The following is a 13,779-nucleotide window of genomic DNA, read 5'->3' on the forward strand; positions in this document are numbered from 1 at the left end:
AAAAAAGACACTCTAAGCGTCTGATTTTTGGTGCGAAGGCCGGACTCGAATATATCAGTTAATCCACTGATAGTTAAAGAATTTAAATTAAGGTACATCACAATGTATACTCACTTATATACTCAATAGAAAATCTTTCTCAAACAAAGAATATTGTATCTCATGAAGTTATTCTATTAACTTATTAAAAGTTAACATATCTTTCTTACCAAGTATCGTAAACAATTACTCATACCTAATTTTTTTCAAAAATCATAGATTTCTCAATGCAACGTCACACACATGACACAAGTATAAGCACCATCTCTGTCTTGGCGACGTTCAATATAAACGGCTAACACACCACGACAATCTGGCACCTCTTTGCCAATATAGTGATCGTTTTTACCAATCCATTGATACTTTCCGGCACAATAACGAGCAAGGCGAGAATCAGGATGTTGCTGATGGGTTTTCATTGCTGCGGATTTACTGATGATATTCATGGTTCACCTCATACTAAGCCATGCTCAGCGAAAGAGAAGATTTGCTGACCACCGATAATCAGATGGTCAAGCACACGTACTTCAACTAGTTGCAATGCTTTTATTAATTGTTGTGTTATAGATTTATCCGCTTGGCTTGGTGTGATATCGGCTGATGGATGGTTGTGTGCAAAGATAACGGCTGCAGCATTAAAATGAAGTGCTCGTTTGACGACTTCACGAGGATAAATCTGTGTGCTGCTAATCGAACCAGCAAAAAGTGTTTCACTACTTATCAACTGATTTTGTTGATTCAGGTAGAGTACGATAAACGCTTCACGCTCTAATGCTGACATTTTTATCCGTAACCAATCCCTCACATTTTGCGTTGATGTAAAAGCGATACCCGGTTCACGCAGATATTTATCCAGTATGGTCAACGCACGTTTGATAGTGCGTTGCTCGTTTGGAAGCAGTGTTAAAGTGTCCGTATAGGTACTGATATTCTCCATTGTTAATATCTCCATCATTACGAGGCTAACTGAAGCATATTCTCAGCCATCACCCACAAGGCACGATTAAGCTTCACATCACCATCAATCCCTTTTACAGCACGAGTATGGCTACGTTTACCTTTCGCATTGCGTCCGTAGAGACCGCCTTTCACCAGATTCTCTTGTATGCGTTGATAGGTTGTCCATAAATCGGGTTTATCATCTTCATACCGTCTAGGTGTAAGAATTTGTTCAGTGGTGATCGGTTGATGCTCTTCTCCAAAACGATAAGTTAAAGCAGCTTGTGCTAGAGCTTGTTGGGCTGGTGGCGGTAATAACAGAGATTGCATGGCATCACGTTGCTCATCCATACGTTCAAACAGACCTAACACTTCATAAGCCCCTTCAATCACTTTTTCGACCACATCACCTTTATGAGGTACACGCACCTCACCAAAGGTTTGTCCGCAAATTAAGCCATTCTGACAAACAAAGCGGAACATTCCCGGCAACATCTGATAACTCGATGAGCCATCATGACTATTGAGTAAGATAATCTCAGGCACTTGTTGACCGGTGATTTGTCCTTCACGACGTAGACGTAACATGTGTTTGGTATGCTCACGCCGGCTAATATCACGCACACGCGTCTGACAAGCAAAGAACGGTTGAAAGCCTTCCTTCTGTAAACTTTCTAATAACGTAATGGTCGGAATATAGGTATAACGGTCACTACGAGATTCATGCTTATTTTCACCGAATACACTCGGTACGGTCTGATATAACTCATCAATCGTTAATGGACGTTCACGACGAATGATATTGGCTGCGCCAAAGCGAGAAGCTAAACGAGACATAGGGTTTCTCCTCAGTGATAACACTGATTAATTAAAGTAAGATAAAGGGAATAAGTGAGGTGGTAAGCTGGTGGTCGCTGTATTAAAAGGTTATCAATGCTTTAGTCAATTAGGTGAAAGATTTGTGCTTGCTCAGGATGTTGCATCGCATAGTCACGAAGCTGGTAAAAATACTCCACCAGCACCGGACTCTTGGTTTTAAACGACCAGATGCTATACACCATTAGACAGACTGCGATACCGGCTGCTTCAGGACTTAACTCAGCCTCGTTGCCATTATGAGGGTTAAACATCGGCAAGGTAATTTCAATCATCTCAGGCCAGATAAAAGCCCCTCCATTCGATAACATGCTGAACTCCCAGAAAGCCCCTTGATAGAGATGACATAGCTTAGCCATCATGTTAAAGATATCGCCCTCGATACGTTGCCAATCTGGTACCGTCCCAAAGTAGAAACGCCAGAAGGTATGACGACCACTTGAGTGAACGAGATTGGTTTTGATAACGGTGGATCCTTGCTCTTGTAAGGTAAACATAATAGAACTCCTTTTAGTTAATGTAATACAAGCAAACACCCCCCACACCATGAGGTGTGGGGGGTGTTTGTCATCAAATTTAATACTTAAATGTTTGTTATTAATATAACTTCATTTTGATAATATAGGTCTGAAATATTTTTCAATACATGTTGTTATTACTATCGTCTGTATTTATTTTCATAATACTCATTAATAATTTTCTCTAACACATCACTAATACGGCAACTACTATTATCGGCTATAAAATCTAATCTTTTTTTAGTTTCATTTTTTAAATAAGTATTTAAGGCTTTCTTATCTATTCTTGATTGCCGTAATTTTTGTTGATTCCAGGATTTATTTAAATTAAGTAGAAATAATTTTTTTGAATCAAGTGCATCACCCCATAAATCTAATGCTGCGCGTAAAGCAAGATTTCGCTCTGAATGGTTTAATGGCACGAACCAGTTTGTTAATCTAAGTCCAGTCTGAAAACTGTTACTATCTAATAGGGAGGGGTTGTTTTTAGATTGAAATTTACAAAGACTATCCCAAGCCCAAGCAATTGCACTTTCATTATCACTAGGTAACCATTTCAATGGTTCTTGTTGATTTAAAACCAACGCCCACTTACCTTTTATTTTTTCCATCTCATTTGCTTTTAATCTATAAATTGGATATGTTGGTGTATATATAGTATCAAAAAAATATATTATTTTATTTACTCTTTCTTGATGACTTGATGATGATGGAAATAGCCCAACTCGATGATACCAATTAAACTGATCATTATTATAACCAAAATCAAAGTCAGAATCATTTGCATAACATAAGTATGCCCACAGCCAAAATGCAACCCGCTCACTTTTTTCTATCCAATCAAAGCACTCAATAGGAAGAATATTGGCATCTTTATTAATATCCATTTGGGATAATAATGATTTTTGCTCTACTTTATTTGGAATATACTGGTTTATTATTTCATTTAATACTAAGCGACAACTGCTTGCATCATTCCTAGGAATATTACTTATATCTATACCTTTATTTACAGCTAGCCATGTAGCATAAAAAAGACACTCTCTTAGAGCACTACTTTTTATCAAACAATCTTTTCCAAATCTATCATTCATCATTAATTACACACCTAAAGACAAAACTACATAGTAGTGATTGTAGTAGTTAATTAGTATGCTGACAAAGCCTTTTTGGTGTATTTTTGAAGTTGATCAAAGGTCATTATTTAGTAGTATTAAAGATTTATTATGGTTTTATAATATATAATAATTACTGATTTCATTAAATAACATAGATGAAAAGGCTATAAAAGTCTCAATAAGACTAGTTCAATTGACCATTAAAATCACTTCTTTTTCCAAAAAACACAATCACACATATTCTGATTAGATAAAACCAAAGAGTACTTATGAATATAAAACCAAAATAAGTGAAGATATAACAATGATTATTATTTAGATCAGATAATAAAACGTAATTCATAAATATTTATTGAAAGAGAGGTTAATATTAAATGGAGTGTGATAATTCCAGAGTTGATTTGGAATAGAGTTCAACTAGCAGACCTATACATGACAACCTATATATAAGAAATAGGACAATTGAAATGCGTTGGATTGGTAATATATATGTAAAGGACATATATATGCACGCAAGGAATATAATGTAATAAAAACAATTATCACGACACTAAATAATAGAAGTGATTATCTATAAAAAACCTTAATTAAAAACCCAACACAATAAACATTACTATATTCAATAGGTATATTTAAAAAATAAACTTTGGAAACCAAATTATATCAAGGTTATTTACATCACTGTTTCAATTTCAATAAAAATCATTTTCCTTTAAAAAAGTTATTTTTAACAGTGCCAGTAATGATTATGAACAATCATAAACTGGAGATATTTAAAATGACTTATAACTATAACCCTTATTGGGAAAGATGTATTTCTGAAACCTTCACTAATGCATTGAATAAACACCCTAGAATAATATCTATTCGTGTAGACCTTCGACTCCCTAATATATCCGCAGATACAGATGCTGCCGTTATCTCTCGATTCATAGAGTCATTGAAGGCAAAAATAGATGCTTATCAGCAACGCAAAGTAAATGTGGGTCAGCGTATATGGCCGACATCATTACATTATGTTTGGGCTAGAGAGTTTGGTGAATCAAATGGTAAGAAACATTATCACGTTGTTTTATTATTAAATCGTGATACTTGGTGCTCTCTCGGTAATTATAATTATTCAGATTCTCTCGCGGGGATGATTAAACAAGCTTGGTGTAGCGCATTAAGAGTAAATATAACGGAATATGCAACATTAGCTCATTTCCCTGAAAGCCCTGTTTTATGGATAAATAAAGGAAATCATCACGAATTAGACGAGGCGCTAAAGCGTGCTAATTACCTTGCAAAAAACCATACCAAAATAACAGGCAATGGTGAGCGAAATTTCGGCCGTAGTAGAAACTAGCTTTAGTTTTTACCTTATTGCTGTGAGCTAAAAAGTATTTTTTTACACCAGTCCCTTATCCTCTGAGGAAGTACCGGTATCGACCAATCATCATACCGGACTCCTCCCATCATTTACTTTCAAGAGGGAGAGACTCCATGAATACTAATACCTTACTGCGTGCAGAAGACCCACTCATCGATATGGCATTCATCACTACTTATACAGGGATGACTGATAAGTGGTTTTATAAATTGATTAAAGATGGTGAATTTCCAAAACCAATCAAACTAGGACGTAGTTCTCGTTGGTTTAAAAGCGAAGTAGAAGCTTGGGTGCAGCAACGAATTGACCAATCTCGAGTAGATGAGCAATAGTTATCTTTGTTACCAGTCTTGTATAGGACTATATTTCATAGCCCCAATAGTGAATTAATATCTAATATATAGAGATTAATCACGTCATCTATTCTCGCATTACAGTATAAATAGCATCATAAAATAAATTATTTCAATAACGGTTAGTTAGATCCGTAGCATATACGAGATTAATTAGCGGTATACTACGGATTCGCTATCCAAGGAATGTGATGGATAATCTCAATAATCAGATCAAATCAGTTAGTGAGCTTTTAAGTTTACCACATCTTGCAATACCAAATTATCAACGCCCCTACCGCTGGGGAATAAAGAACCTAGCAGATCTTTTTAATGATATTGCTACTCACCAAGAAAAAACTGCCTATCGCCTTGGTTCAATTGTCTTTCACTATGAAAAAAACTCTGATGAAAAAGAAAAAGCATCACTTGATATTGTGGATGGACAACAGCGTACATTAACGCTTATGCTAATTATTCAAGCATTAATTGAAGAAAAATTAGATAAGTTAGAAAAGTACACGTTAAAACAACAACTCCAAAAATTGGCCGAACCAATCGAGTCGTTCATGAATCGTCAATATTTCTCTAGCAAAGATTCTGAACATAATCTTAGACGAAATTACTTAGACATTCGTCGCCGTGTCGCCAGACCTGATTTTACTGAAAATCAGATAGACTTTCTGCTTAATCGTTGCCAGGTCGTTTGTTTTGTTCTTCACGATATATCCGAAGCTTTTCAGTTCTTTGACTCACAAAATGCACGAGGAAGAGATCTAGCTCCTCATGATCTACTCAAAGCATTTCATCTTAGAGAGTTTCCATTACAAGAGTCACATTTAAAAGCTAATGTCGTCGCTCATTGGGAGAAACTACCAGATAACAAACTGAGTGAGCTATTTGCTTATTATCTCTATCGTGTTCGTCAGTGGGCGAATGGAAAATCTGCCCGATTCTTCGGAAAAGACGATATTCACCTTTTTAAAGGTATCAATATTGAACAAATTGATCGATTTCCTTATGTAGAATCACTCCGTCTCGCTCATCATTTTGTTGATGATTACAACGCTCAATACCAACGTAAAATAGATAGTAATAGAATTGATTTTCCATTTAGTTTAAATCAAATGATTATTAATGGGCGGCGTTTCTTCGAAATGGCAGAGCACTACCAAAAACAAGTAGCGGCTATCGTTGCTGAAGAGTCTAAACCAAAAGAATCGGAAATAGCATCAGATAAAAAAATAGAAATAAGGCTTTTAGGTGAGTTATTAACACAGATAGCAAGCCGCATACTTATTACATTAAATAGCTATACGCGTAAACATCGTACCGGTGATAAATATATACGAAGCATGTTTGACTGCGCGCTTATTTTCTATATCGATAAGTTTGGTAGCCATGAGCTTTCGATGGCTATTGAGCGTTGTTTTATTTGGGCTTATCAATGCCGTATCCAATACAAAGCTGTACAACTTGCAACGATGGACAATTACGTTTTAGGTCGGAATTTCATTCGAGTAATACAAGATGCTCGAACACCATACGACTTGCATCATTTTCCTTTAAAGGTGCTAACAGAGGAAGATAATAAAAATACTGGCAAAAAAGATGAGCTTATCAAGCTATTCAAGGAGATGAAATACTATGAATAACCCTAGTATATGCCCTTTATCTATCCGCATGCTGTTAGAGGACAAGCATAGTTATACTATCCCTATGTACCAACGTAACTACGCTTGGGGCGAAGGTGAGATTACTCAGCTTTTACAAGATATTCTGGACTATCAAGATAAGAAAAATATATATGGGGAACCTCAGACTTATTATATCGGTACCCTAGTGGTTTTTTCACGTGGAGATCACTGTTTTGAAGTTATTGATGGACAGCAACGTTTCACGACGCTTTCACTGCTTGCAAACTGGCTAAAACGCAATGCTAAAAATACTGTGGATATGGACTGGTATAAAAATATTAATATCTCGTTTGAAAGTCGCCCAGTATCTACTCATACGTTTAATGCATTATGGCAACAAGATAGTCAGATTAAAAATATGCGCACAAAAGATTTTAATCCTGGGTTAGTAAAAGGATTTGAACTTATTGGTACGGCTATCCATAAACTTGGAATTAAAGATAGTAAATTAATCTCTTTCTGTGATTATCTCTTTAATCATGTACAAATTTCACGAATTGAAGTTCCAAAAGATACTGACCTTAATCATTTCTTCGAAGCGATGAATAATCGTGGTGAACAACTTGAAAAACATGAGGTGGTCAAAGTTAGATTGATGGATAAGTTGAAAGATATTAATGATGACCATATAAAACAGCAAAGTATTGATATACTCAATCAAGTTTGGGATGCTTGCGCTAATATGGAACGTTATGTGCAATATGGCTTTACATCCGACATTAGAGATCGTTTATTTGGTGAAAATGACTGGGGGCGCTTCACTGCGACTAATTTTCAAGATTTACTGAATATTTTTTATTCAAATAAAACGAATGATTCTAAGGAACAAATCTTACATAAAGGACAAAACTTATCGACAATTTTGAAAGACTATTCGTTGGGTAAAGATATTGAAAGTAATAAAGAGGATAAAGGAAGTTCAGAACGTTTTAGTAGTGTGATAAATTTTTCTAATTTTTTACTTCATGTACTGAGAATTATAAGACGAGAGATAACAGACAAAAATGAAAAAGAAGGTGTCCCACTCGATGACAAAAGGCTTATAAGCCAATTTGAAGAGCATATTCTAAGACAAGCGGACCCGATTACTGCCGTGCAATGCTTCACTTTTAGCTTGCTCAAGTGCAGATTTCTTTTTGACCAGTATATTATCAAACGAGAATATACGAGCTGGAGTTTGAAAAAACTACACTTCAACTTGAACAGCGAAAGTGCTAGCTATATTAATACATTTGATAATAATGAAGGTGGTTTTGAAGGCATTAATAGGCAGATCTTAATGCTACTCTCTGCATTCCACGTCTCAGCTCCAACACAAGTTTATAAGCACTGGCTTAATGGTGCCTTACGTTACCTTTTTGATAGTAGTGAGAATGGTAGTCAGATAGAACACAGCCAATATCTTCATTATCTTGAGGCACAAGCTCGTCGATTTATATTCTTACGGTTCTTGTCACCAACTGACAGCGCTTCTTATTATCAAATGATTTACGGTAATATCGATGAGCTACCATCTTTAACCGTAAACTCATGCTGGCAAAAAGAAATAATATCAAAATTAAGATTTGGATCGATAGAAAACAATTTCATTTTTAATTATTTAGACTATTTACTTTGGGTTAAAAATAGAAACAAGAACGACATCTATCGCCGATTTGATTTCACCTTCCGCAGTTCAGTCGAACACTTTACACCTCAGCATCCAATGGATGGTTATAAACGTGTCGATGATCTTTATTTACACGCTTTTGGTAATCTCTGCCTCATCAGTCATAGTAAAAACTCTCGACTCAGTAATTATCAACCAAAGCAAAAACAAGAGCATTTTGAAAGAGGCTTGATTAATAACCAAATCGACAGTCTCAAATTATTCACCATGATAGAGCTTATGAAAAAACATAATGACTGGGGGGAAAAGGAAATAGAAATACATCAAGAAGAGATGATCGACATTATCGTCAATGAAGCAAAGAAAATGATGTGATACACATTTTTAATGTAAAACAGTTGCTATAAGCCAAAAAGAAAACCGTTCTACTACTATACAGTTTAATTAACAGGTGAACTATGAAATTAAAATATGCCTTTTTAATAACATCTATGTTGATGTCATGTTCTGCACTGGCGATACCTAATTTATGGTCCTACGAGTTCGGGCAAGGCAACACAACTTACGATATAGAAAATCAAAACGGTGCCTCTTTCACTATCAATTGCACTGGAAATCCAGACGAGAACAATACATTACAGCATAGTGTTACATTATCCCTACCCAAAGGAGAAACAGTTAATTCATACGATAAAAACGATCCAAGCATTGTTGTTGTAATCGATGATGAACAGTACGGTATCCCCTCATCACTAGGATGGCGTAATGCTGATAACGCATGGTACAATTTTATAGAAGCCATCGGTAAAGCGACAACCTTCGATGTATATCTAAATAATAAACCTGTTGGTACATGGAAACCTAGCAAAAAAAATGTTAGCAAAGTGTTGAATGGAATACAGACCTGTGCCAGTTCAACATATGAATAATCTAATTAGATAGCTTTTGTGCCTGAAATCTAATATCCGCAAGGCTTTCCTCGCTTTTCATTCCACCTAAGCCAACCTGATTTAATCTACATCAACTTACTGATGCGGGTACAACCGCGGGTATATCTTGGTTCGATAATGTTTGTACCCCGCATTGATCACTACTCTGGCAGACCCTTAACTTGATTAGCTGTTTAACTCACTTTGTTGGTCTTCATTCGTTCGAGTGAACAGCGTTTTGCTCGCTGGACAGAAGTGGATTTTGAAACGGCTATGTGGACGATTCCTGATGATCGTGAACCGCTGGAAGGCGTTAAACATTCTCAGCGTGGTTCAAAGATGCGGACGCCTCATCTTGTTCCCCTGTCGCGTCAGGCCTTAGCTATTTTGGAAAAGATTAAAAGTATGAGCGGAAATCGAGAGCTGATTTTCGTAGGCGATCACGATCCGCGTAAACCTATGAGTGAAAACACGGTGAACAAGGCTCTGCGAGTGATGGGCTATGACACAAAAACTGAAGTCTGTGGGCATGGTTTCAGGACAATGGCTTGTAGTTCGTTGATTGAGTCGGGATTATGGTCGAGGGATGCGGTAGAGCGGCAGATGAGTCACCAGGAGCGTAGCTCTGTGCGAGCAGCTTACATCCATAAGGCGGAACATCTTGGGGAGCGTAGGTTGATGTTGCAGTGGTGGGCTGATTATCTGGATGCAAATCGAGAGAAGCAGACTTCACCATTTGATTATTCTAAGATTTACAAACAGTCTTTTGACGATAGATAAATATGAATTATTAAGAGAACCCAAGTCAAAATTTACAGAGATTAGTATAAATAATCAACTGCTGTTTGTTCAGACTTGGGTTGTATAATTAGAAAATAACCCCAGATTGTATTTCTTTAACGAGTTCTCCCACGGAGAATACTTTCCAACCATCGACTTTTAACGGTGTTAAATTTACTGCAATTTTTGAAACCGGCCAGGCAGCTTCTACGGTGGCAATAATTTCATGCTCCGCGTTTTGTAAGTCTAATCCCGGAACTGGTGGCGGGTATCCTTTATGTTGCATAATGTTTATATCACCATGAATCGATGGATCTGTCAGATCGTAAATATCCTTCCAGGATTCAGCCTTCAAAAGCCCTTGTTGGGAACGTAAGCGTTGAATGATTGCCATGTCAGCCTGAGTGACAAATATTCCTTCGTGCAAAGGTTGCTTTCGATGGCAATCTTTACACAAGACGAGTAGATTTTCAGCTGAGTTATCATATTTAATACCATTTTTGTGGTGAACATCGCATAGACTTTTCATGGACATTAAATTCACACCACAATCACTACATTTGTAGTTAGCTTGTTCTCGAGTAGTTCTGGATATATCCTTCCAATTTTCTACATAGCCGCTATTTGATTTATCATAGATTCCTTTAGGCATATGGCGAAAGCAGGTACTATAATCTGAAAAAAATTCATTCAAAGAAAATGATTTAAATATTAATCTTTTCTGTTGTTTATCTATACTTCCTTTGTAATTAAGGCGTTCTAGGCAGTTCATACAAACTTTAAGAGCGACATCTTGGCTCCGACCGAGTCCATCATCAATTTCAAATAAGCCATCAACACGATTTGTTGCATGATACCGTTCAAATCGATTTTTTTGGCGCATGTCATCTAATGTTCTACACCAGGAAATATGAAATCGCTTCCCTTTCTCTCCATCTTCAATAGCCGCATCATAACGTCCGGTATGGTCTCTAATATACAAAAGAACCTGTCTCCCTTGGTAGGAAATAAGACCACTGCCGGGATCAAGATCTTCAATTCTAACTTCTTTACCTGTAGAAAGTTCGATATCAATTGGATCAAAAACTACAGGCGTTTCGTCAAGGAAAAAATCAACGCCTTCCGGCAACATTTTTCTTCCTAACTGAATAAGTTCAGAAATGTCGATAGATAATTTCATCTCTTACTCCTGAATTATTTTTCTAATCTGCAACTCGGCATTTGTTACAACTTTAAATGTTACTCGGCGAGAGCGATTGGGATCTTCTTTACCAGATTTATCAAGAATAGGGTGTGCGGAAGAATATCCAACGGCAGCAAATTTACTTTTTACCCACTTCTGGTGTGCTGCGCTTTCTTTTAAACCATAGACATACTGCAGTACTGCTCGTGTTCGCCCTTGCGAGAGTTCCATGTTATTAAAATAGGCCATGTCAGAATTGGACGCTCCACTCCAGTCAGTACTTGTATGTCCCTCAATACGTACTTCAGTAATATGTTCCTGGTAGTTATCAAGAACTTTAAGGTAGCGAGGGAAGAAATTATCAAGGATCTGTTTAAATTTTGGCTTAAGCTCTGTGCTACCTAAACCAAATAAGACATCGGGTGATTTAAAACGAACCTCAAGAGTTTGTTTGTCAATTTCAGCATCCCAAGCTGGCAAATCCTTTGTAAACTCAGTTTCTAGTGCATTATAGAGTTGAAGTTGAGCATTTTCATAGGCGACAGCCACTTCTTTAATTTTTTCTTTTTCAATACGCACATAGTGCATATAGGCGATAGAAATAAACATAAATACCATCATCAGACCTGCCATTAAATCTGACATTGAAACCCAATGTTCATTATCTTGATCTTTTTTAGGGGCCTGCTTGCCAAGGATTTTATCCATTAGCAATTATCCTCGTTTTTGATTAGCAGAAATTAATGTTTGCAGTTGTCCCATGACAGCTTGATACTCTTTGAGTAGTCGCTCGTAGTTACCGACAAAACCTTTGCTGATTGAGAGCAGAGCATTCCCTAGTGATTGCATCTCACGATTCATTTCGCGCTCTGTTGCTTGCTCAAAAGCATGTAACTGCTCGTTAATTGAACTACCAAATTTCTCAATTGACTCTTTCACCTGAGATGTCAGTCCCGCGCTTGCTTTATCAAACGAAGATTGCATTGAACCAAACATGTTATCGGCATTGCTGGATAATTGTTGATTAAATTTCTCACCTGTCTTACTGAACATATCAATAACATTAGTAGTGTTTTGTTCCATATTTCGATGCAATTCTCTTGAGTGTGTTTCCAGAGATTTCAGGAACTCATCACCACTTTGTTTCATCTCCGTAATAGTGTCTCCTAGCGTGCTGGTAAGAGTTTCAGAGGAATTGCTGACATCATGCGCCATTGATGCAAAAGCTTGCTGTGTCTGAGTCACTGATTGTCTGAAACCTTCAGTGCCTTCATCAAGGGCAACTCGCATCGAATCAGCATTGATAAGTATCTGCTGACTGGTTTGTTCAAGAGACGCGCTGACATTCGCGGCACCTAATTTTAAGAGTTCACCCACTTCAGACATTTTTGTTTGAATTTCAGGTAAAACATCAGTTGCCTTATCGCGTATGGCGACAAAGGTTTCCAGATGACGGGAGAGTTCACCAATTTGGTGCTGATTCACTTGCAGCACGTCACGAAGCTCAGCCATCGCAAGAGGAATCTCTTTGCATTCTTCCCAGATCCCTGCGACAGCTTTTCTGGTTTCGACTAAAGATTCAACACTTTGTTGGTATTGCTCACCCATCTGCTCAACTTGGTTTTTATAGTTTTCCTGCCAGTCGACAAGTTTTTTTACAGAAGTATCAAGTGCTTTGAAATTCTCACCGAATTGTTCAGTTAAATTATTGTTGAAATCAATAATAACTTGCCTAAGGGCATCGATAATTTGTTCGGTTGCTCCTTTTGCCATCAGGTCTGCAAATTGCTGTAATTGTTCCCAGAGCTTATTACTGAAATTAGAATGGTTAGATATTTGTGCCCGGGAGGCATCATTGATTTCATTACGCAGTAGTTTTATTTGGGCAACAATGGAACCCTCTTCGCTACCACTCATGCCAGAGATTAACTTCACTAAATGTTTATTTTGTTCTTTTAATTCTTGATGGATATGCTCAGGAGTAACCGACGCTGGAGTATTCGCCTCCAATAGGCGACGTTTATTGGCAAAAAAGAAAGCATCTAATCCATTAAACAAAATTGCGAAAAACATTCCAACAATACTGGTAATGAATGCTGTTTTAAGACCTCCTAATAATACAGGGATGCTGGTATCAATGCTTTCAGTATTAAAATTAAGCAATCCAATAATGATACCGATAAAAGTACCCAGTATGCCTAATGCTCCCATTAATGTTGGAGCATACTCTCGGAATTTGTTATGAATATTTTTATGATCACACCACCAAGCAGCACAAAATACAAAGATAACAGCCCAAATAAAAATGTTTGTGACGAGTGTGGAATCAATTGATTGAAACAAATGTTCAAAAAGCTGAGCTAACATTGTTATTCCTGTAATAATCA

The 13,779-nt window shown here is 37.0% G+C and carries 13 protein-coding genes and 1 pseudogene; 6 read left to right on the forward strand and 8 right to left on the reverse strand.

What is annotated here, in order from left to right; genetic code table 11:
* Positions 1 to 263 precede the first annotated feature (263 nt).
* The 5 genes from EL244_RS15960 to EL244_RS15980 all read right to left on the reverse strand — a co-directional run bounded on the left by EL244_RS15960 (position 264) and on the right by EL244_RS15980 (position 3,469).
* The gene (locus tag EL244_RS15960; RefSeq protein ID WP_108478868.1) at positions 264 to 485 is read right to left on the reverse strand and encodes a DUF987 family protein; all 222 of its coding nucleotides are present in this window, start codon (positions 483 to 485) and stop codon (positions 264 to 266) included.
* Between the two features lie 8 nt (positions 486 to 493).
* A complete protein-coding gene (locus tag EL244_RS15965) occupies positions 494 to 976 on the reverse strand; it encodes a JAB domain-containing protein (RefSeq protein WP_108478867.1) in 483 nt (160 codons plus the stop codon).
* Between the two features lie 17 nt (positions 977 to 993).
* Positions 994 to 1,815: a DUF932 domain-containing protein gene (locus EL244_RS15970; RefSeq protein ID WP_108478866.1), complete on the reverse strand. Its 822-nt coding sequence runs from the start codon at positions 1,813 to 1,815 to the stop codon at positions 994 to 996.
* A gap of 101 nt (positions 1,816 to 1,916) precedes the next feature.
* Positions 1,917 to 2,351, reverse strand: a complete 435-nt coding sequence (locus tag EL244_RS15975; RefSeq protein ID WP_108478865.1) for an antirestriction protein — start codon at positions 2,349 to 2,351, stop codon at positions 1,917 to 1,919.
* 161 nt (positions 2,352 to 2,512) lie between these two features.
* Positions 2,513 to 3,469, reverse strand: coding sequence for a hypothetical protein (locus tag EL244_RS15980; RefSeq protein WP_108478864.1), 957 nt, complete (start codon positions 3,467 to 3,469; stop codon positions 2,513 to 2,515).
* A 799-nt stretch (positions 3,470 to 4,268) separates the two neighbouring features.
* On the opposite strand from EL244_RS15980, the gene EL244_RS15985 reads away from it, so the two are divergent.
* The 6 genes and pseudogenes from EL244_RS15985 to EL244_RS16010 all read left to right on the forward strand — a co-directional run.
* Positions 4,269 to 4,838, forward strand: a complete 570-nt coding sequence (locus EL244_RS15985; protein ID WP_108478877.1) for an inovirus Gp2 family protein — start codon at positions 4,269 to 4,271, stop codon at positions 4,836 to 4,838.
* Positions 4,839 to 4,975: 137 nt separating this feature from the next.
* Positions 4,976 to 5,194, forward strand: coding sequence for a helix-turn-helix transcriptional regulator (locus EL244_RS15990; RefSeq protein ID WP_108478863.1), 219 nt, complete (start codon positions 4,976 to 4,978; stop codon positions 5,192 to 5,194).
* 212 nt (positions 5,195 to 5,406) lie between these two features.
* Positions 5,407 to 6,849: a DUF262 domain-containing protein gene (locus EL244_RS15995; protein ID WP_115164746.1), complete on the forward strand. Its 1,443-nt coding sequence runs from the start codon at positions 5,407 to 5,409 to the stop codon at positions 6,847 to 6,849.
* Positions 6,842 to 8,875, forward strand: coding sequence for a DUF262 domain-containing protein (locus EL244_RS16000; protein WP_108478861.1), 2,034 nt, complete (start codon positions 6,842 to 6,844; stop codon positions 8,873 to 8,875). Before EL244_RS15995 ends, EL244_RS16000 begins: the two co-directional genes overlap by 8 nt.
* 83 nt (positions 8,876 to 8,958) lie before the next feature.
* Positions 8,959 to 9,429, forward strand: a complete 471-nt coding sequence (locus EL244_RS16005; RefSeq protein WP_108478860.1) for a hypothetical protein — start codon at positions 8,959 to 8,961, stop codon at positions 9,427 to 9,429.
* Between the two features lie 150 nt (positions 9,430 to 9,579).
* Positions 9,580 to 10,209, forward strand: a pseudogene (locus EL244_RS16010) (tyrosine-type recombinase/integrase); the annotation flags it as partial.
* 88 nt (positions 10,210 to 10,297) lie between these two features.
* On the opposite strand, the gene zorE reads toward EL244_RS16010, so the two are convergent.
* The 3 genes from zorE to zorA2 are packed head-to-tail and all read right to left on the reverse strand — an operon-like array spanning position 10,298 to position 13,759.
* Positions 10,298 to 11,389 (reverse strand): type II Zorya anti-phage system protein ZorE, encoded by a 1,092-nt coding sequence (gene zorE / locus EL244_RS16015; protein ID WP_108478859.1) that lies wholly within the window; start codon positions 11,387 to 11,389, stop codon positions 10,298 to 10,300.
* Positions 11,390 to 11,392: 3 nt separating this feature from the next.
* Positions 11,393 to 12,100 (reverse strand): type II Zorya anti-phage system protein ZorB2, encoded by a 708-nt coding sequence (zorB2, locus tag EL244_RS16020; RefSeq protein WP_108478858.1) that lies wholly within the window; start codon positions 12,098 to 12,100, stop codon positions 11,393 to 11,395.
* Positions 12,101 to 12,106: 6 nt separating this feature from the next.
* Positions 12,107 to 13,759: a type II Zorya anti-phage system protein ZorA2 gene (gene zorA2, locus EL244_RS16025; RefSeq protein ID WP_108478857.1), complete on the reverse strand. Its 1,653-nt coding sequence runs from the start codon at positions 13,757 to 13,759 to the stop codon at positions 12,107 to 12,109.
* Between the last annotated feature and the right edge of the window lie 20 nt (positions 13,760 to 13,779).

The sequence above is a fragment of the Providencia rustigianii genome (genome assembly GCF_900637755.1).
GTDB lineage: Bacteria > Pseudomonadota > Gammaproteobacteria > Enterobacterales > Enterobacteriaceae > Providencia > Providencia rustigianii.

What these genes read in the sequence shown, in the direction of transcription:
- EL244_RS15960 (WP_108478868.1), bottom strand. Translation starts at nt 485, where the DNA reads ATGAATATCATCAGTAAATCCGCAGCAATGAAAACCCATCAGCAACAT.
- EL244_RS15965 (WP_108478867.1), bottom strand. Translation starts at nt 976, where the DNA reads ATGGAGAATATCAGTACCTATACGGACACTTTAACACTGCTTCCAAAC.
- EL244_RS15970 (WP_108478866.1), bottom strand. Translation starts at nt 1,815, where the DNA reads ATGTCTCGTTTAGCTTCTCGCTTTGGCGCAGCCAATATCATTCGTCGT.
- EL244_RS15975 (WP_108478865.1), bottom strand. Translation starts at nt 2,351, where the DNA reads ATGTTTACCTTACAAGAGCAAGGATCCACCGTTATCAAAACCAATCTC.
- EL244_RS15980 (WP_108478864.1), bottom strand. Translation starts at nt 3,469, where the DNA reads ATGATGAATGATAGATTTGGAAAAGATTGTTTGATAAAAAGTAGTGCT.
- EL244_RS15985 (WP_108478877.1), top strand. Translation starts at nt 4,269, where the DNA reads ATGACTTATAACTATAACCCTTATTGGGAAAGATGTATTTCTGAAACC.
- EL244_RS15990 (WP_108478863.1), top strand. Translation starts at nt 4,976, where the DNA reads ATGAATACTAATACCTTACTGCGTGCAGAAGACCCACTCATCGATATG.
- EL244_RS15995 (WP_115164746.1), top strand. Translation starts at nt 5,407, where the DNA reads ATGGATAATCTCAATAATCAGATCAAATCAGTTAGTGAGCTTTTAAGT.
- EL244_RS16000 (WP_108478861.1), top strand. Translation starts at nt 6,842, where the DNA reads ATGAATAACCCTAGTATATGCCCTTTATCTATCCGCATGCTGTTAGAG.
- EL244_RS16005 (WP_108478860.1), top strand. Translation starts at nt 8,959, where the DNA reads ATGAAATTAAAATATGCCTTTTTAATAACATCTATGTTGATGTCATGT.
- zorE (WP_108478859.1), bottom strand. Translation starts at nt 11,389, where the DNA reads ATGAAATTATCTATCGACATTTCTGAACTTATTCAGTTAGGAAGAAAA.
- zorB2 (WP_108478858.1), bottom strand. Translation starts at nt 12,100, where the DNA reads ATGGATAAAATCCTTGGCAAGCAGGCCCCTAAAAAAGATCAAGATAAT.
- zorA2 (WP_108478857.1), bottom strand. Translation starts at nt 13,759, where the DNA reads ATGTTAGCTCAGCTTTTTGAACATTTGTTTCAATCAATTGATTCCACA.